The organism is Cryobacterium cheniae, assembly GCF_004403395.1.
GTDB lineage: Bacteria > Actinomycetota > Actinomycetes > Actinomycetales > Microbacteriaceae > Cryobacterium > Cryobacterium cheniae.
The window spans coordinates 11,935-29,856 of record NZ_SOGN01000024.1; the positions used below are offsets into that span (position 1 = coordinate 11,935).

General features: G+C 67.5%; 19 protein-coding genes, 1 tRNA gene and 1 pseudogene. 10 read left to right on the top strand and 11 right to left on the bottom strand.

Features of this window, described 5'->3' with window-relative positions:
- The first annotated feature begins 21 nt into the window (after positions 1–21).
- On the top strand, positions 22–1,140 hold the full coding sequence (gene serC, locus E3T23_RS03830; protein WP_134369091.1) for a phosphoserine transaminase: 1,119 nt from the start codon (positions 22–24) through the stop codon (positions 1,138–1,140).
- Between the two features lie 8 nt (positions 1,141–1,148).
- Positions 1,149–1,382 (top strand): DUF2530 domain-containing protein, encoded by a 234-nt coding sequence (locus tag E3T23_RS03835; RefSeq protein ID WP_134369092.1) that lies wholly within the window; start codon positions 1,149–1,151, stop codon positions 1,380–1,382.
- Between the two features lie 207 nt (positions 1,383–1,589).
- Here the strand turns inward: E3T23_RS03835 and E3T23_RS15960 are convergent.
- A pseudogene (locus E3T23_RS15960) lies at positions 1,590–1,964 on the bottom strand (DUF3027 domain-containing protein); the annotation flags it as partial.
- Positions 1,957–2,337 (bottom strand): cold-shock protein, encoded by a 381-nt coding sequence (locus E3T23_RS03845; protein ID WP_134369093.1) that lies wholly within the window; start codon positions 2,335–2,337, stop codon positions 1,957–1,959. The pseudogene E3T23_RS15960 and the gene E3T23_RS03845, both read right to left, overlap by 8 nt.
- A 92-nt stretch (positions 2,338–2,429) precedes the next feature.
- On the opposite strand from E3T23_RS03845, the gene E3T23_RS03850 reads away from it, so the two are divergent.
- From E3T23_RS03850 to E3T23_RS03860, 3 genes are read left to right on the top strand one after another with little or no spacing between them, the layout of a single operon-like run.
- Positions 2,430–2,705, top strand: a complete 276-nt coding sequence (locus E3T23_RS03850; protein WP_134369094.1) for a hypothetical protein — start codon at positions 2,430–2,432, stop codon at positions 2,703–2,705.
- 2 nt (positions 2,706–2,707) lie between these two features.
- Entirely contained in the window at positions 2,708–4,582 is a 1,875-nt protein-coding gene (locus tag E3T23_RS03855) for a helicase-associated domain-containing protein (RefSeq protein WP_134369095.1), read from the top strand.
- Between the two features lie 40 nt (positions 4,583–4,622).
- Complete coding sequence (locus tag E3T23_RS03860) at positions 4,623–6,278, top strand: DNA repair helicase XPB (RefSeq protein ID WP_134369096.1); 1,656 nt, start codon at positions 4,623–4,625, stop codon at positions 6,276–6,278.
- A 106-nt stretch (positions 6,279–6,384) separates the two neighbouring features.
- Here the strand turns inward: E3T23_RS03860 and E3T23_RS03865 are convergent, their stop codons facing one another.
- Genes E3T23_RS03865 through E3T23_RS03875 form a run of 3 tightly spaced genes read right to left on the bottom strand, consistent with a single transcriptional unit; the run spans position 6,385 to position 9,264 of the window.
- The gene (locus E3T23_RS03865) at positions 6,385–7,098 is read right to left on the bottom strand and encodes a pyrimidine reductase family protein (RefSeq protein WP_134369097.1); all 714 of its coding nucleotides are present in this window, start codon (positions 7,096–7,098) and stop codon (positions 6,385–6,387) included.
- Between the two features lie 2 nt (positions 7,099–7,100).
- Positions 7,101–8,009, bottom strand: a complete 909-nt coding sequence (gene folP / locus E3T23_RS03870; protein ID WP_134369098.1) for a dihydropteroate synthase — start codon at positions 8,007–8,009, stop codon at positions 7,101–7,103.
- Between the two features lie 10 nt (positions 8,010–8,019).
- Complete coding sequence (locus tag E3T23_RS03875) at positions 8,020–9,264, bottom strand: NAD(P)/FAD-dependent oxidoreductase (RefSeq protein WP_134369099.1); 1,245 nt, start codon at positions 9,262–9,264, stop codon at positions 8,020–8,022.
- A 108-nt stretch (positions 9,265–9,372) separates the two neighbouring features.
- Here E3T23_RS03875 and E3T23_RS03880 point away from each other — a divergent pair, with 108 nt between their 5' ends.
- The 3 genes from E3T23_RS03880 (at position 9,373) to E3T23_RS03890 (ending at position 12,291) form a co-directional block, all read left to right on the top strand.
- A complete protein-coding gene (locus tag E3T23_RS03880) occupies positions 9,373–10,065 on the top strand; it encodes a response regulator transcription factor (protein WP_134369100.1) in 693 nt (230 codons plus the stop codon).
- A 30-nt stretch (positions 10,066–10,095) separates the two neighbouring features.
- Positions 10,096–11,811 (top strand): sensor histidine kinase, encoded by a 1,716-nt coding sequence (locus tag E3T23_RS03885; protein WP_134369101.1) that lies wholly within the window; start codon positions 10,096–10,098, stop codon positions 11,809–11,811.
- A 189-nt stretch (positions 11,812–12,000) separates the two neighbouring features.
- Positions 12,001–12,291: a WXG100 family type VII secretion target gene (locus E3T23_RS03890; protein WP_134369102.1), complete on the top strand. Its 291-nt coding sequence runs from the start codon at positions 12,001–12,003 to the stop codon at positions 12,289–12,291.
- A gap of 93 nt (positions 12,292–12,384) precedes the next feature.
- Here E3T23_RS03890 and groL read toward each other — a convergent pair whose 3' ends face one another.
- The 5 genes from groL to E3T23_RS03915 all read right to left on the bottom strand — a co-directional run bounded on the left by groL (position 12,385) and on the right by E3T23_RS03915 (position 16,661).
- Positions 12,385–14,004, bottom strand: a complete 1,620-nt coding sequence (groL, locus tag E3T23_RS03895) for a chaperonin GroEL (RefSeq protein ID WP_134365272.1) — start codon at positions 14,002–14,004, stop codon at positions 12,385–12,387.
- 119 nt (positions 14,005–14,123) lie between these two features.
- Complete coding sequence (locus E3T23_RS03900) at positions 14,124–15,098, bottom strand: DUF3048 domain-containing protein (RefSeq protein ID WP_166806194.1); 975 nt, start codon at positions 15,096–15,098, stop codon at positions 14,124–14,126.
- Between the two features lie 199 nt (positions 15,099–15,297).
- Entirely contained in the window at positions 15,298–15,501 is a 204-nt protein-coding gene (locus tag E3T23_RS03905) for a cold-shock protein (RefSeq protein WP_134369104.1), read from the bottom strand.
- A 212-nt stretch (positions 15,502–15,713) separates the two neighbouring features.
- The gene (locus E3T23_RS03910; protein WP_134369105.1) at positions 15,714–16,286 is read right to left on the bottom strand and encodes a LytR C-terminal domain-containing protein; all 573 of its coding nucleotides are present in this window, start codon (positions 16,284–16,286) and stop codon (positions 15,714–15,716) included.
- A gap of 57 nt (positions 16,287–16,343) precedes the next feature.
- Positions 16,344–16,661 carry a DUF3263 domain-containing protein gene (locus tag E3T23_RS03915; protein ID WP_134369167.1) on the bottom strand — a complete coding sequence of 106 codons (318 nt, stop codon included), beginning with the start codon at positions 16,659–16,661 and terminating at the stop codon, positions 16,344–16,346.
- Positions 16,662–16,861: 200 nt separating this feature from the next.
- Here E3T23_RS03915 and msrB point away from each other — a divergent pair, with 200 nt between their 5' ends.
- Both msrB and E3T23_RS03925 read left to right on the top strand, forming a co-directional pair.
- Positions 16,862–17,263 (top strand): peptide-methionine (R)-S-oxide reductase MsrB, encoded by a 402-nt coding sequence (gene msrB, locus E3T23_RS03920; RefSeq protein ID WP_134369106.1) that lies wholly within the window; start codon positions 16,862–16,864, stop codon positions 17,261–17,263.
- 3 nt (positions 17,264–17,266) lie between these two features.
- Positions 17,267–17,815, top strand: a complete 549-nt coding sequence (locus E3T23_RS03925; RefSeq protein ID WP_338145443.1) for a nitroreductase family protein — start codon at positions 17,267–17,269, stop codon at positions 17,813–17,815.
- Positions 17,816–17,819: 4 nt separating this feature from the next.
- Here E3T23_RS03925 and E3T23_RS03930 read toward each other — a convergent pair.
- A tRNA-Thr gene (locus tag E3T23_RS03930) sits at positions 17,820–17,892 on the bottom strand.
- Positions 17,893–17,922 lie beyond the last annotated feature (30 nt).

Consider the following 17,922-nt stretch of genomic DNA (forward strand, 5'->3'; position numbering starts at 1 on the left):
GGCGGCCATTAGAATCGCCATATGTCGAACCTGATAATTCCCCCGGAACTTCTGCCCAGCGATGGTCGATTTGGCTGCGGCCCGTCAAAAGTCCGGAAGGAACAACTCGAAAACCTCTTAAAATTCGGCGCGAGCGTGATGGGCACCTCCCATCGTCAGGCACCCGTCAAGAACCTGGTGGGTCGCGTTCGCACGGGCCTGGCGGACCTCCTCCGCGCCCCTGCCGGTTATGAAGTCATCATCGGCAACGGTGGGTCCACCGCCTTCTGGGACGCCGCCGCATTCTCCCTCATCCTCCGCCGCAGCCAGAATCTCGTTTTCGGCGAGTTCGGCGGCAAGTTCGCCGCGGCCGCGGCCGCACCGTTCCTCGAAGCGCCCGACGTGGTCAAGGCACCGGCCGGATCGCGTAGCGAGTTCGTTGTGACCGAGGGCGTTGACGCCTATGCCTGGCCCCAGAACGAGACATCGACCGGCGTGATGGCCCCGGTCACCCGCGTGGTTGCCGATCCCGGCGCCCTGACCGTGATCGACGCCACCAGCGCGGCGGCCGGCATCGACTATGAGGCCGACCAGGCGGATGTCTACTACTTCGCTCCGCAGAAGAACCTCGCTTCCGACGGCGGCCTGTGGATGGCCCTGTTCTCCCCCGCCGCGATCGAGCGCGTCGAGCAGATCGCCGCGAGCGGCCGATACATCCCCGAGTTCCTCAGTCTGAAGAACGCGATCGACAACTCTCGCCTCAACCAGACGCTGAACACGCCGGCCGTGGCCACGCTTCTGCTGATCGAGAGCCAGCTCGACTGGATCAACGGAAACGGCGGCCTGGCGTGGGCATCCGCGCGCACCCGTGAATCGTCATCCGTTCTCTACGACTGGGCCGAGAGCGTGTCGTTCGCGACACCGTATGTCGCCAACCCGGATCACCGGTCACAGGTGGTCGCGACGATCGACTTCGACGACGCGATCGACGCCGCCGCCATAGCCAAGACCCTGCGCGCCAACGGGATCTCCGACACAGAGCCCTACCGCAAGCTCGGCCGCAACCAGTTGCGGGTCGCCACCTTCACCGCGATCGAGCCCGAAGACGTGCGTCAGCTCGTCCGTTCGATCGAGTTCGTGGTGCAGGACCTGGGCAAGTAGGCCTCGGCATGCGGCTTTGGCTGAAGGACAGTGAACGTCGGCCAGACCCGCTGCCGGCTCGAACGGATGCCCGCAAGGCTTTCCTTGCGGGCTCCGCCGGCTGGCTAGTAGCCCTGGTGCTCGCGGTCGCCTTCCGGGGCGAACTCGCCGCCGCCGGAGTCGGCTGGTGGCTCTGGGCTGCCATCATCGGTCTCGGCCTCGGTCTGGTCGGACTCGCCTGGGTGCGGCACCGACGCCGTTAGGGCTTCACCGAAGTCGATCCCGTCGAGCACGTCCTCGCCGCGGTCCTCGTCCTCTTCGTCGTCGTCTTCGTCGTCGTCGTCGTCTTCGTCGTCGTCTACGTCGTCGTCGTCTACGTCGTCGTCGTCTACGTCTTCGTCGTCTTCGTCGTCTACGTCTTCGTCGTCTACGTCTACGTCTTCGTCTTCGTCTTCGTCGTCCGCTTCGCCCGATTCGTCGTCGTCAACGTCCAGCGATTCGGCCAGGGCAACGGCTGCGGCGAGCTCCTGAGCCGTGCGGTAGTCGGCCAGACGGTCAGACCATGGCACCCACTCCGGCGCGATCAGGGCGTCGTCGCCCGGCGTGAGCTCGGCTTCCAGAACCGACGGCTCGGAAATCCCGTCCACGCGGGCAAGGGTGACCGTCCAGCGCCAGCCCGGGTAGCCGGACAGGTTGCAGTCGAACAGCAGTGAGAGCACACGCTCACCCTCGACAATGTGACCGAGGGGTTCGCCGATGCTGTCGGCCGGAGTGATCTCCAGCAGCGCGGTGCGCGCCTGGTCTACCGCGGCCAGAAGGCGCTCGTCGGCGATGGCCTCAGGCATCGAGTTCCTCCGCGACCTTGCGCAGCATGGCCGCGATCTTGTGGCTGTGGGCGCTGTCGGGATAGCGGCCGCGGCGCAGGCTCGCTCCGATGCCGTCGAGGAGCTTCACCAGATCCTCGAGGATGATGGCCATGTCGTCAGCCGGCTTGCGACTGAGTTTGACCAGGCTCGGCGGCGCTTCGAGGATGCGCACGGACAGCGCCTGAGCGCCTCGCTTGCCGTCGGCGATGCCGAATTCGAGCTTCGTTCCGGCCTTGACCGTTACTCCGGCGGGCAGTGCAGAAGCGTGGAGAAAGACCTCGTGGCCGTCATCAGAGGCGATGAAGCCGAAACCCTTCTCCTCGTCGTAGAACTTGACCTTGCCGGTGGGCATCTGGACCTCGCTGGATTCCGGGCGCGCGGAATACGCGCCAACCGGTCCAGCCTATTCGGTCGGACCGGTTCCTGCCCCGTATCCTTGACTCTGTGACCAATCAACCCCCACACGCCGCGAACCGGCTCGAACGCATCCTTGCTTACATGGTTGCGGGTGTGGTGGGTCTGTCCATCCTCGCGTTCCTTGCCGTCATCCTCGGCACGGCGGCCGGGGCCGGGGCGGACAACGGTTTCGGCCAGGGGGTCTGGCCGGCGGTGCTTGCTTTGCCGCTGTTTGGATTGCCTCTCGGATTCGTGCTGATCATCATCCTCATGGTGATGTCCGGCATGCGTCGCACTCGTGAGGCACGACAGAATAAGGAGTAGCAATGCTCACACTCGCTTCGCGCCTTCGGGCGCTGGATGACGCAACGTTGCGTCGCACGATCGACATTCGCGCGGTCTCGCCCACGGGCATCCGTGACTTCTTCGATCTGGCCGAGGCGCTCCTCGAGCCGGACGCGATCCAGCGGGTGCTGGCCCGGCTCGACCGGGCCACCCTCTCTGTCCTCGCGGTCGCCGGTGAGCTCAGCCAGGGGTTAGAGGTCGGCACGGATGCCGCGCCGTCACTGTTCGACCTCGCCCAGCGCCTGTCCGAACTGGCGGGTTCGCCCGTCGACGTGGCCGAGGTCGCCGGCCGCGCGGCCGAGCTGGACTCGCTGATGCTCGCGCGCCTGGCGGACGGGCGCTTCAGCCCCTACGCGGCGGTGGCCGCGCAGCTGCTGACCTGGCCTGACCAGGGCCTGCCGACCGCACTCGAACTGGCGTCAACGCCCTCACCCGCGGCGCTGGCCAGCGTCGACAATACGGATGCCCGGTTCACCGACCGTCTTGCGGCGGAGCGCGCCTTCGCCGCGGTGTCGTCCATCGCCGAACTGGTCACCGAGCTCGCCCGCGAGCCGGCCAGGGAACTCAGCCGGGGCGGACTCGGCCTGCCTGACACCAAGCGCCTCGCCGCCGTGATGGGCGTCGACCTCGAATCCGCGCCCGCCTTCGTCGCGACCGCGGCCCGGGCCGAACTCATCGCGCAGTGCGAGGGGTACTGGAATGAGACCGGGACCGGGGAGGCCTGGCTGCTGGAAAGCACCGCCCGCCGCTGGGCGACCCTGGCCGAGGCTTGGCAGGCGGCCCTGCCGCCGGATGTGCGCGGCATCCTCGCCCGCCGGCCCGGCGTTTCCTGGGGTGACGTGCTGCGCAACTTCGTGGCGTGGCTCTACCCGGCCGGCGGCCAGTGGATGGACGACCGGGTCACCGAGTTCGCCGGGGACGCCGAGTTGATCGGCATCACCGCCCACCAGACCACGAGCTCGGCCGGTGCCGCAGTGCTGGCCGGAGACCTTGAGGCGGCCGTCGCCACCATGGCAGCATCGCTGCCGGCAACCGGCGGCGCGGTGTACCTGCAGAACGACCTGTCCATCGTGTCCCCCGGGCCGCTCGCGCCCTCGATCGACACGCGCCTGCGCGGGCTCGCCGACGTGGAGAGCCGGGAACTGGCCCTGAGCTACCGCATCACCGCCACCTCGGTGAACCGTGCCCTGGCGGCCGGCGAGACGGCGGAGACCCTGCTCGAGTTCCTGCGCACGGTCTCCCTGACCGGCATCCCGCAGCCCGTCGATTACCTGATCCGGGAGTCCGCCGCCCGCTACGGGCGGGTGCGCGTCGGCCCGGCCGACGACGTGGAGTCCCCGGCGCAGGCCTACGTCCAGTCCGACGACGCAGCCCTGCTGAGCACCATCGCCGTGGACCAGACGCTCGCCTCCCTCGGTCTCATTCCCGCCGCCGAAAGCCGGCTGACCAGCCGGTTCCCCTCCGACGTGGTCTTCTGGGCGCTCAGCGATGCGCGCTACCCCGTCGCCGCGGAGGACGCGACGCACGAGATCGTGCACCTGCGCCGGCACCAGCTCGCCCGGGTCGCGCCGAAAGACGCGCCCGATCCGGCCGTCGCACTGGTCGAGACGCTGCGCGCCGCAGACGGCGGCGAAGGTCAGGCAGCGGATGCCTGGCTCGCCCGCCAGCTCGACTCGGCGATCAAGGCGAAACAGACCGTTGTCGTCAGCATCGCCATGCCCGGCGGCGTGGTGGTGGACTACCTCCTCGAGCCGGCCAGCGTGGGCGGCGGGCGTTTCCGGGCCCGGGACCGACGCGCGGACATCGAACGCACTCTGCCCCTGTCCAGCATCATCAGCATCACTCCGGCGCCGTAGGTGCGAGCCTTCACACTGACGGGGCGTAGGATCGACGGTTATGTCTGATGGCCCGCTGATCGTCCAAAGTGACCGCACGGTTCTGCTCGAAGTCGCGCACCCTCTCGCTGAGGATGCGCGCCACGACCTGGCCGTCTTCGCCGAGCTGGAGCGTGCGCCCGAGCACATCCACACCTACCGCATCACCCGGCTGGGGTTGTGGAATGCCCGTGCCGCGGGGCACGACGCGTCCAACATGCTGGCCACGCTGGAAAAATACTCGAAGTTCGCCATCCCGCAGACCGTCAGCGTGGACATCGCCGAGACGGTGGGCCGGTACGGCAGGCTCGTCATCGACCGCGACTCCGAGGGTCAGCTCATCCTGAAGAGCAACGACGAGGCCGTGCTCACCGAGATCGCCGGGGCCCGGCGCATCGCGCCCCTGCTGATCGGGAATCCGTCGCCGGACTCGTTCCTGGTCGAACCGTGGGCCCGCGGCCAGCTCAAGCAGGAGCTGGTGAAACTGGGCTGGCCTGCCGAGGACCTCGCCGGCTACACGCCGGGAACGCCGCATCCGATCGATCTGAAGGAAGACGGCTGGGCGCTTCGCGACTACCAGAACAAAGCCGTCTCCAGCTTCTTCGACGGCGGCTCCGGCGTGGTCGTGCTGCCCTGCGGGGCAGGCAAGACGCTGGTCGGCGCCGGGGCCATGGCCACCGCCAAGACCAACACTCTCATCCTCGTCACCAACACGGTCTCCGCCCGCCAGTGGCGCGACGAGCTACTCAAGCGCACGACCCTCACGGCCGACGAGATCGGCGAGTATTCCGGGCAGGTCAAAGAGGTCAAGCCGGTCACGATCGCGACCTACCAGATCCTCACCGCCAAGCGGAAGGGCGAATACGCGCACCTCGAGCTGCTTGACGCCATGGACTGGGGCCTCGTCATCTACGACGAGGTGCACCTGCTGCCGGCCCCCGTGTTCAAGCTGACCGCGGAGCTGCAGGCCCGCCGCCGCCTCGGCCTCACCGCCACCCTGGTGCGCGAGGACGGTCGCGAAGGCGACGTCTTCAGCCTGATCGGCCCCAAGCGGTTCGACGCACCCTGGAAGGAGATCGAGGCCCAGGGTTTCATCTCCCCGGCCTCCTGCTACGAGGTGCGCATCGATCTCCCGCAGTCCGAACGGCTCAGCTATGCCGCCGCCGCGGACGACGAACGCTACCGGATGGCCGCTACCGCGCCCGCGAAGCTCGACGTCGTCAAGCGTCTGGTGGCCAAGCACCCCGGGGAACGCATCCTCGTGATCGGCCAGTACCTCGACCAGATCGACGAGCTCGCCGAAGCCCTGGACGCACCCAAACTCACCGGGGCCACCCCCGTCGACGAACGCGAACGCCTCTACCAGGCCTTCCGGGTCGGCGAGGAGAACCTGCTCGTGGTGTCGAAAGTCGCGAATTTCTCGGTCGACCTGCCCGAGGCCACCGTCGCCATCCAGGTCTCGGGTTCCTTCGGCTCCCGCCAGGAGGAGGCCCAGCGGCTCGGACGGCTGCTGCGGCCCAAGGAGTCCGGCCTGTCCGCGAACTTCTACACGCTCGTGGCCCGCGACACCGTTGACCAGGACTTCGCCCAGAACCGCCAGCGTTTCCTCGCCGAGCAGGGGTACAGCTACACGATCCTCGACTCGCAGAACCTGGACGCGGAGGCCGTGGTCGTCTGACCGCCCGCCGCACCTTCGCCGAACCGTGATTTCGGCCCCGTTTCCAGGCCGGAACAGGGGCGAAACTCACGGTTCGGCGGGTTGAGGGGCGAGGGGCCGGGCACAGTCAGGACGCCTCCCGGCGGGCGTAGCGCAGGAAGAGCATGTCCCCCGCGGTCAGCACGTGCAGCAGCGACATCTCCCGGGTGACGGCGGCGACGCCGGCGGAGATCCGCCCCGCCGGGCCGCCCTCGAGAACCGGGCTGACGGTCAGGCACAGCTCGTCGACGCAGTCGGCCTCGATCATCGCGCCGAACAGGTTCGGCCCGCCCTCGCAGAGCATCTGGGCGAAGCCCCGCCGAGCCAGGTCCGCCCGCATCCGGCGCGGGTCCACGGCCTCCTCCCCGCAGACCAGCACGTCCGCCACCTCGGCGAGCTCGGCCCGGCGCCCCAGCGGCGACGCGGCGTGGGTCACGACCAGCGGTCGCACAGCGGCGTCCGTGAACAGAGGGTGGCCCGGGTCGAGGTCCAGCCGGGAGGACACGACGGCGACCGGCGGTTGCGCCGGGAGTCCGTGCCGGACCCGCCACGCGGCATCCGCGGGGCCAAGACGGATGCCGCCGTAACCCTCGGCGCGCACCGTGCCCGCGCCGACCACGAGCACGTCGGCGAGCATTCGGAGGGTGTCGAAGACGAGCCTGTCGTCGGCGTTCCCGAGCCCGCCGCTCACACCCGCACGCGTGGCGGCGCCGTCGAGGCTCGCGATGAAATTCACCCGCAGGTGCGGCTGGGTCCGGTCGGGCACCCGGTAACGGATGATCAGCTCGTCACGATCCAGCATCGTCAGGCCAGGTTGTGGCGCACGTACGCCGGTTCGCGGAAGCCCAGGATCGCTTCGGTCATCCGCACGGCGTCGACCGCGGCGACGACGTTGTGCATCCGCACGATCCGGGCACCCTGCAGGATGCTGTACACGGCGGCGGCGAGCGAGCCCGGGGCTCGGTCGCCGCGCTCGCGATTCAGCGTCTCCCCGATGAAGTCCTTGTTGGACACGGCGACCAGGGTGGGGTGGCCCAGCCCGGTGATCTCGCCGAGCCGCCGGGTCAGCTCGAGCGAGTGGTAGGTGTTCTTGTTCAGGTCATGCCCCGGGTCGACGATGATGCGGGATGCCGGAACGCCGCGACGAAGCGCCAGCGCGACCCGTTCATTCAGGAAGGCCGCGACCTCATGCACCACGTCGCCGTAGGTGGGCGCCGGCCACGGCGTTCGCGGTGGCGCGAGGCTGTGGGTGATCACGAGCGTGGCGTCGCTGTCCGCGACGACATCCGCCATGGCCGGATCGTGTACCCCGGTGGTGTCGTTGATCACGTGGGCGCCGGCGGCGAGGCTGGCACGCGCCACGGCGGGGTGGAAGGTGTCGACGGAGATGACGACGCCCTCGCCGCGCAGGGCCTCGATCACCGGCACGACCCGGTCGATCTCCTCCTTGATCGGAATGGAGGGGCCGGGCGCGAATTTCACCCCGCCGATATCGACCCAGTCGGCGCCGTCCAGGATCGCACGCCGAGCCGCCTTCACGGCCTCATCGAGGCCGAAGGTCGCCCCCTTGTCGTAGAAGGAATCGGGGGTGCGGTTGACGATGGCCATCACGGCCACCTCCCGCGAGAAGTCGAACAGGCGCCCACCGATCAGCCGCCGAGGGTGGATCAGATCGGGCAGCAGCAGGCCGGGCCCCGTGGTCACATCGTCCATGTCAGGTCCTTCACTCGGGTGCGCCGGCGAGCAGTTCGTCCAGTCCAATGCTCTCATCCGCGAGCCGGGCCGCGTCGACCCGCACCTCCGTCCGGATGAAGCGCTGCACCATCTCATTGACGTCCCACACATTCACATTCATGCCGGCGACGACCCGGCCGGACACCAGCCAGAACGCGATGAATTCCCGCGCCGCCGGATCGCCCCGGAACACGACCTCCGCATCCCGGGCCAGCGTGCCGTACCCCGAGTACTCCATCCCGAGGTCGAACTGGTCGGTGTAGAAGTACGGGATCGCGTCGTAGCTGACCGCCTGGTCGAGCATGGAGCGGCCGGCCGCGGCGCCGGCCCGCTCGGCGTTGTCCCAGTGCTCGACGCGCAGATGGTGCCGCAGCACCGGGTGGAAGACCGCGGCGACGTCGCCCGCCGCGTAGACGTCAGGGTCGATGGACCGGAACGCCGCGTCGACGACGATGCCGTCGTCGACGGCCAGGCCCGCGGCCCGGGCCAGCCCCGTGTTCGGCACCGCACCGATCCCGATGACGACGACATCGGCGGGCACAACCTCTCCGCCCGGAAGGCTCACCCCGGCGACCCTCCCCTGCCTCTCGATCAGCCGGTCGACGTGCGTGTCCATTCGCAGCGTCACACCGTTCACGCGGTGCAGCTCCGCGAAGACCGATCCGACCTCGTCGCCGATCACCGGGGCCAGCGGCACGCTCTCCCGACCGAGCACCGTGACGGTGTTGCCGTAACCGCGGGCGGCCGCGGCGACCTCGAGGCCGATCCAGCCGGCCCCGACGATCACGACCCGGCGGTTACCCGGCTCCAGTTCGGCCCGTAGCACATCCGACTCGTCGACCGTGCGGAGATGATGCACCCCGGCCAGGTCAGCGCCCTTGCCGGGGAAGCGCCGTGCCGACGCGCCCGTTGCGAGAAGCAGCCTGTCGTAGCGCACCGGCCGGCCCTTCCGTAGTGTCAGCAGGTGGGTGTCGAGCGCCAACCCGGCCACCCGGGCGCCCAGCCGCACGTCGATGCCCCGCTCGTCGTACCACCTCGCCGGGCGCACGTCGATCGTGTCCCGGGCCGCCCGCCCGGCCAGGTAGTCCTTGGACAAGGGCGGCCGCACATAGGGGTATTCGGCTTCTCCGGCTAGCAGCACGATGACTCCGGCAAACCCCTCGGAACGGATGGCTTCGGCCGCCCGGGCCCCGGCCAGGCCGGCCCCCACAATCGCAAAGGTCGGTACGCCCATCCTGGTCTCCCCACGCCGCGACAGCCTGATTTGCAGCCCAATCTACCCGCCGATACGCGCACCGGGCTTTTTCAGTGAACATCCAGCTAACGCGCAGATACTAGGGACATGACTGACGGCCCCCGCATCCTTATTGTCGACGACGAGCCCAATATCCGGGATCTCCTCACCACCAGCCTTCGCTTCGCCGGCTTCGCCGTCCGAGCCGTGGGCAACGGCGCCCAGGCGATCTCCGCCGTACTCGAAGAAGAACCCGACCTCATCATTCTCGACGTCATGCTGCCGGACATGAACGGCTTCGGTGTGACCAAGCGTCTGCGTTCCGCTGGTTACACGGCCCCGATCCTCTTCCTGACGGCGAAGGACGACACCGAGGACAAGATCACCGGCCTGACGGTCGGCGGGGACGACTACGTCACCAAGCCGTTCAGCCTCGACGAGATCGTCGCTCGAATCAAAGCGATCCTGCGCCGCACGATGCACGCCGACGAGGATGCCGTCATCCGCGCCGGCGAACTCACCATGGACCAGGACACCCATGAAGTCCTGGTCGGCGAGGCTCCCATCGAGCTCAGCCCCACCGAGTTCAAGCTTCTGCGCTACCTGATGCTGAACCCGAACAGGGTCTTGTCGAAGGCTCAGATCCTGGACCACGTCTGGGAGTACGATTTCAACGGCGACGCCGGCATCGTCGAGTCCTATATTTCGTACCTCCGCCGCAAGGTGGATGCGCACTCGACCGAACCCCTCATCCAGACCAAGCGCGGCTTCGGCTACATGCTCAAGGCCGCCAAGGCGTAGTCACAGCCTCCGCCCATACACTGGCCTTCTATGCATCAGTCACTTTCGGAGCGGTGGAGCCGCGTTTCCTTGCGTTCGAAGATCACGGGCGTGACGGTCCTGATGTTGACGCTCGGCCTGCTGGTTTCCGGCATCGGCACGATGGCCATGCTCCGGCAGTATGTGATCAAGCAGGTCGATTCGCAGCTGCAGGTCGACGCCCAGTCCGCCTCGAACAGCTACTCGGCGGCCGCCCTCGGCCAGGGCACCACGGCCGTGGTTTCCTCCGATTACTACGTCGCCCTGTATGACGAGAACGGCGCCCTCAAGGACCACACCTGGCGGGACATCCCGCGCCGTGAGCTACCGGTCGTGACCGGTGCGCTCGACCTGCAGACGGTGATGGAGCTCGACGGCAAGACGATGACGCTGGAGGACGCTGCGCGCGACACCGAGTTTCTCGCGGTCGCGGTTCCGCTCGTGATCTCACCGCAGGGAACGCTCGGCACGTTGGTCATGGCGGTCTCGTTGAAGCCGACCGAGAACACCATGGCCACCTACCTCACCATTTTCCTGGGTTTCGGACTCGGGGTTGTACTGGTGGGCGCAATGCTCACGCGGCTCCTGGTGACCTCCACTTTCGCGCCGCTGCGCGAGGTGGAACGCACGGCCGCCGCCATTGCCGACGGCGACTTCAGCCAGCGGCTGGGCGGAGCCACACCCAACACCGAGGTCGGGCGCCTCAACCGATCGCTCAACACCATGCTGAGCCGCATCGACCGTCTCTTCAAAGACCGCGCCCGCACCATTGACCAGATGCGCCGCTTCGTCGGCGACGCCAGCCACGAGCTGCGCACTCCCCTCGTCTCGGTGCGCGGCTACGCCGAGCTCTACCGGATGGGCGCCCTGCAGTCGCCGGAAGAGATCGCTCAGGCAATGGAGCGGATCGAGAAGGAAGCGATCCGCATGGGCGGTCTCGTGGAAGACCTGCTCGAGCTGGCCCGGCTCGACGAGACGAAGCCGCTGGCCCTCGCGCCGGTCGATCTGATGCCGCTGGCCCGCGACGCGGCGCTGGACGCCATGGCCTCCTCCCCCGGTCGAACCATCACCGTCCTCACGCCGATCCCCGCCGAGTTCGAGGACACCGTCGAACGCACCGCCATCGACCTCGCGCATTCCACCGGCGAAGTCCCCTCTGCTGGCGCGAGCGAACCGAAGCAGGAGGAGCCGAACCATGCGGCGAGCGGGTCGGTTTCGTTCGCCGGGGCCACACTGGCCCGGCTGCGCACCCGCAAACCACGCAAGACGGATGTCCCGGCGCCGGCGCCGGAACCGGCTCGCGTCACCGAGCCGGGCACCGTTCACGCCGTGGTGATGGCCGAGGAGAACAAGCTTCGCCAGGTCATCACGAACCTGATGGGCAACGCCCTGCGGTTCAGCCCGGCGGACAGCCCGGTCGAACTCGAGGTCGCGGTGGACCGCCGCAACCAGCGTGCGTCCATCGCCGTGATCGACCACGGCGAGGGCATCCCGCCGCAGATCCGCGACAAGATCTTCCAGCGCTTCTGGCGCGCCGACACCTCCCGCGCGCGGGAGACCGGCGGCAGCGGGCTCGGCCTGGCGATCGTCGCCTCGATCATCGCCAGCCACAACGGTACCGTGCAGGTCGAGGACACCCCCGGCGGCGGCGCGACCTTCCGGGTCTGGTTCCCGCTGGCGTGTTCCCCGAGCGCGCCCCAGCGGGTTGCCCCCGTCGTGACCTCGTAGCGCACATAACCTCGCAGCGCGCATAACTTCGCAGCGCGCATTCCCTCGCAGGGAGTTCCGTGCTCCGCCCGAGCGGTTCCTCCCCCGCGGAGCTTTCACCCGGATTCTCACTCAGCGACACGGGACACCGGCAGCGGCTCTGTCCGGCTGCGTAGCCTGATCGGCACGTACACCTGCCGAAAGGACCCCATGACCCGTTATCAGGTCGACAGCGAAGCAGTGCTCCACACCACTTCCGTGGCGCGGGCCACCATCGGGCGCATCCAGAGCGAGGTCGCCGGGCTGATCGCTCAGCTGACCGCGCTGGAGGGTTCCTGGTCGGGCCAGGCCGCGACCGCGTTCCAGGCGGCCGTCGCGGACTGGCGTGCGACCCAGCAGCAGGTGTCCCAGAGCGCGGAGGGACTGAACCTGGCCCTGAATCAGGCCGGCCAGCAGTACGCCGAGATCGAGCAGGCCAACGCGCGGCTCTTCCTGCGTTAGACGACAGCGACATTAACGACGCAGGGCGCCTCTCGAAGGAGGCGCCCTGTGTTGTGAAGCGGTGAAGCGGTGAAGCGGTGAAGCGGTGTGGACTTAGAAGTCCATTCCGCCGCCCTGGTCGCCGACCGGAGCAGCGTTCTTCTCCGGCTTGTCGGCGACGACGGCCTCGGTGGTGAGGAACAGCCCGGCGATCGACGCGGCGTTGAGCAGCGCGGAGCGGGTGACCTTCACCGGGTCATTGATTCCGGCGGCGAGCATGTCGACGTACTCACCGGTCGCGGCGTTGAGGCCCCAACCGATCGGCAGGTTGCGCACCTTGTCGGCGACGACGCCCGGCTCCATGCCGGCGTTGAGGGCGATCTGCTTGAGCGGAGCGTCGATGGCGACCTTGACGATGTTCGCGCCCGTTGCCTCGTCGCCGACCAGTTCGAGCTTCTCGAACGCGGTCTTGCCGGCCTGGATCAGTGCAACGCCACCACCGGCGACGATGCCCTCTTCGACGGCAGCCTTCGCGTTGCGGACGGCGTCTTCGATGCGGTGCTTGCGCTCCTTGAGCTCAACCTCCGTCGCGGCGCCGGCCTTGATGACTGCCACTCCGCCGGCGAGCTTGGCGAGACGCTCCTGGAGCTTCTCACGGTCGTAGTCGCTGTCGGTGTTCTCGATCTCGCTGCGGATCTGCTGGACACGTCCGGCGATCGCTTCGGGGTCGCCGGCACCTTCGACGATGGTGGTCTCGTCCTTGGTGATGACGATCTTGCGGGCGTTGCCGAGGAGGTCGAGCGTGACGTTCTCGAGCTTGAGGCCGACCTCTTCGCTGATGACCTGTCCACCGGTGAGGATGGCGATGTCCTGCAGCTGGGCCTTGCGACGGTCACCGAAGCCAGGAGCCTTGACGGCGACCGACTTGAAGATTCCGCGGATCTTGTTCACGACGAGCGTGGCCAGGGCCTCGCCGTCGACGTCCTCGGCGATGATGAGGAGCTGCTTGCCGGTCTGGATGACCTTGTCCACGATGGGGAGCAGGTCCTTGATGTTGGAGACCTTGGAGTTGACGATCAAGATGTAGGGGTCTTCGAAGACCGCTTCCTGACGGTCGGGGTCGGTCACGAAGTAGGCGGACAGGAAGCCCTTGTCGAAGCGCATGCCCTCGGTGAGCTCGAGCTCGGTGCCGAGAGTGTTCGACTCCTCGACGGTGACGACACCCTCCTTGCCGACCTTGTCGATGGCCTCGGCGATGATGGCGCCGATCTCGGCGTCGCCGGCAGAGATGGAAGCGGTGGCCGCGATCTCTTCCTTGGTCTCGACCTCTTTGGCGTTGGCGATGAGCTCGGCGATCACGGCAGCCGTGGCCTTCTCGATGCCGCGCTTGAGGCTGATCGGGTCTGCTCCGGCCGCGACGTTGCGCAGGCCTTCGCGAACGAGCGCCTGAGCCAGGACGGTGGCGGTGGTGGTTCCGTCGCCCGCGACGTCATCGGTCTTCTTGGCGACCTCTTTGACGAGTTCGGCACCGATCTTCTCGTACGGGTCGTCGAGTTCGATCTCCTTGGCGATGGACACGCCGTCGTTGGTGATCGTGGGAGCGCCCCACTTCTTCTCCAGCACCACGTTACGTCCGCGCGGGCCGAGGGTGACCTTGACAGTGTCAGCGAGGATGTTCAGGCCACGCTCAAGGCCGCGACGGGCCTCTTCGTTGAAAGCAATGATCTTTGCCATATGTGTTTCTCGTCCCTCCCGGACGTTACCAAAACGGTGATGGGTTGGCACTCAAACAGAGAGAGTGCCAAGTCGATTCTGGCACTCTGGGGTCGAGAGTGCAAGTGAACGGCAGGGGGCTACGGCACCAGCACGACGGCGCCTCGGTCAGACGGCACCAGCTCGATCCAGGTGTTGCCGGCGGCCAGTCGAATCGTCACACCGGAGTCGTCGACCAGACGGATGGGTGCGGCCTGGTCGGCCTTGGACCAGACGGCACGCACGGACTTACCGCCGGCCGAGACCCAGGCCTCCCCCGAACCGATCATGGTCGTCAAGGGAACATCCCCGTACCTGTCGTCGATATCGACCCGCAGGATGAGGACGTTGGTCGCGCGGAGCTGTGCACCGGCGGCGTCGAGGTCGGGTGCTCCCTCCTGGGATCGCAGGTAGGCGGCGCCGGCCGCATCCCACGTCCAGCCGGGCGCGCTGGCGGTGGAGAAACTGGAGTTGATCGCCGACGTGGCAGTGCCGTCGACGGCCGCAGACGATCCCCGCACGGTCGCGGAGTAGGCGAATTGCTGGGACGGCGGCGCAACGGCGGCGTTCCGCGCGACGAGCGCAGCGGCCTCGAGGTAGACATTGTGCGGGGCTTCCTTCTCGTCCGAGCGCGCGAAGAAACCGGTGTCGTCGGTATCGAAGACGGCGTTGACCATGTCGGTGGCCTCCATCATGTCGATGAACTTCTGCTGGCCACCGGAATAGGCAACGATGCCGCCGAACGGGGCGACAATGTCCGGGTCCATGGGCCGGATCGACCGCACCGGCCCGACGAGCTCGGGCACGTCGGAATGCCAGACCGCGACGTACCGGGTCAACCCGCCCTCGACGAGTTCTTCGAAGACGATGTCGGCGCGCTCGAGGGCGAGCTGCGGCCTGGCCGCTGGGTGGTTGTCGATCTTCACCGAGAGGGCAGGATCCTGGAGGCTCCCGGCAGAAACACTCGTGCCCCGCAGCGGAGCGACCACCGTGCCGGCGCTGGTGGGTGCAGCAGACTGCGGTGCATCATCGGTTCCGGCGCACGCGGAGACCAGGAGCAGAGACGGCAGAAGCACGACCCCGAGGATCCGGATGGTCCGAATTCTGGAGGCCGTGCTTCGCCGCCGCGCTTGAATCATCATCTTCATCGTCACGCCCAAACACTAACGCGGCTTCAACGCCGCGCAGATGCGCCCCGGAGCGTAACCCGAAGAACCCGCTCGAACTGCAGCTCTCATCAACCTGACGGTCGACCGCCGCACAACCCCCGCTGGATCAGACCGGACGAACCGCTTCTGCCTGGGGCCCCTTCGCCCCTGTACCCAGTTCGAAGATGACGTGCTGTCCCTCTTCCAAAACCTTGTAGCCGTGCATGTCGATGGCCGAGTAGTGGACGAAGACGTCCTGGCCACCTCCATCGACCGTGATGAAGCCGAAACCCTTTTCAGCGTTGAACCATTTGACGGTTCCGTTCGCCATGTGTAACTCCCTGTTGCTGTGAATTCGTCGACACGCGCCCGTTGGCCGTACCGGGCCTGGCGCAGTGACTGCGTCCATTGCATTCGACCGGTGGAATACGCCCCTTGCGAGAGCGACCGGTGGAACAAAATGAGCGACCACGGACCAACTTACGGAAGCCATGGAAGAACGAAAGGGGGTTGACGTGCCAGCGCCCGACGTATAGGCGGCGGCTATTCGGCGGGCTCGTAGTCGCTGCCGACCACGACGGTAAGGGCCGCCGCAGTGTCGGCGAAGTCACTCGAAAGCAGCACCTCTGCCCCGGGCAACGATTCCGCGACTCCGCGGGCCGCTCCCTCCAGGGCCGCATCGGCATAGTAGACGGTCGTGGTCTGCACGTCCTCCGAGCTCGCGTTGTCCAACTCCTCGATCGTCCAGCCATCCGCTTCGAGGACCTCGCCGACGGATCGGGCGATACCTTCGCCGGCGGTCCCGTTCAGAACCGTCACGGTCGAGTCAGGATCCACTGTCGCGACCGGCGTCGGCACCTCGGTTGGCGTGTCACTCGCACTCGGGTCGGCCGTACTCGCAGCGGTCGTCGACGTGCCCGGTAACTCCAAGTTCAGGCTGTTGTTCAACACAGCCAGGCCGACGACTCCGGCACCGACGAGCACGATGGTTGCGCCGAGGGCCCACCAGAACGCCACCCAGCCACGCCCCTTCTTGCCGGGTGCACGGTGAGCGCCCACCCGTTCCAGGGAGTGCGGGAGGTGGTCGAAACGGTCTTTCGCATAGGAACTCGGCATCGTCAGACTGGTTCGATCCTTTGTGGGCGGTAATTCGGCATGGACTGGGGTCCGGTGTCAATCGGTGGCATGGAGTGACCGGTCGACCCGCGCCTGCGACCGGGCGTCACGCATCCGCTGCAGGCGTTTCACCAGCATCGGGTCGTGGGCCACCGCAAGTGGGGAGTCGATTACAGCCCCCAGTAATTGATAATACCGGGCGGCCGATAGACCGAACTCGGACCGGATCGCCTGCTCCTTGGCGCCGGCATGCTTCCACCACTGCCCCTCGAAGGCGAGGATCGACCGGTCGCGCGCGGACAGGCCTGCCGAGGAGGGGAGCTCAGAGGACGGGGACTCCGGGGCCGGGGCCTCGGGAGGCTCCGAAACGGGTATTGCGTCCACGTGCCACCTCCCTCGATCTCTACCATCCTATTTGTCGGCGCCTGCATAACCGCCGGGCCAATCGGTAACATGCCGTCGGGGCCGAAGACTCGACGCTCTTCCCGATCGAGGAATACCGTCGCGTTCCGGCGAGTTTAGTGTTGGTACGAATAGATTTCGGTCTCTCCGGGCCGAGCAGGAAAGGATGGAACATGGACTACGAGGTCGAGAAGTCGGATGCGCAGTGGCGCGCGGAACTGAGCGCAGAGCAGTACGCCGTCCTCCGCGGCGCCGCCACGGAGCGGGCGTGGACCGGCGAGCTCCTCGATGAGGGCCGCTCGGGGATTTACACCTGTGGGGCCTGCAATGCCGAGCTGTTCAAGAGCGGAACGAAGTTCGACTCCGGGTGCGGCTGGCCGAGCTTCTACGAGTCCGTGCGCCCCGAGGCCGTTGAACTACTCGAAGACCGCACCCTCGGCGTCGTGCGCACCGAGGTGCGCTGCGCGCAGTGCGGCTCGCACCTGGGGCACGTCTTCGATGACGGATTCGGGACGCCCACCGGCGACCGGTACTGCATGAACTCCATCTCACTCAACTTCAAGCCCGTCGAGTAAGCGTTGTCCGACCTCCTCGATATGGTCGGTCGGCGGCGGTCCCACTCCAAGGTCACCGACCAGGCACCGAGCCACCCGGAACTGCTGCCTCTGGTGGCGGTCGCGGCCCGCGTTGCCGACCATGGTGCCCTGCGTCCGTGGCGACTGATCGAGCTGCGCGGTGACGCGCGCCGCGGATTGGGCAAGGCCATGGTCGAGGCCGCCGGCGTGACCGGCGCCGACGCCGACAGGCTTGCCGCGAAGCCACTGCGCGCCGAGCTCCTGATCGCCGTCGTCGCGAGCCGTCGCGACAGTGACACCGTGGCGGTCTGGGAACAGGACGCCGTCGCTGCCGGAGTCGCCCATATGCTGAGCCTGCTCCTGGCCGCCCAGGGGTGGGGAGTGATGTGGCGTTCCGGCCCTCTGGTCCGCACGCAGCCGGTGCACGACGCCCATGGGCTCGCCGTTTCGGAAGAACTGCTCGGCTGGCTGTATGTCGGAGGCGTGCCGACCGATGCGAAGCCGGGTGTGCGCCAGGCCATCGATCCGGCGGACTTCCTCACCGCGCTCTGAACGGGGCCGGCCACGGGACTTGAACCCGTAACCCCCACTTTACAAGAGTGGTGCGCTACCAATTGCGCCAGGCCGGCATGAGGCGATTGACGCCTCGACACACCATC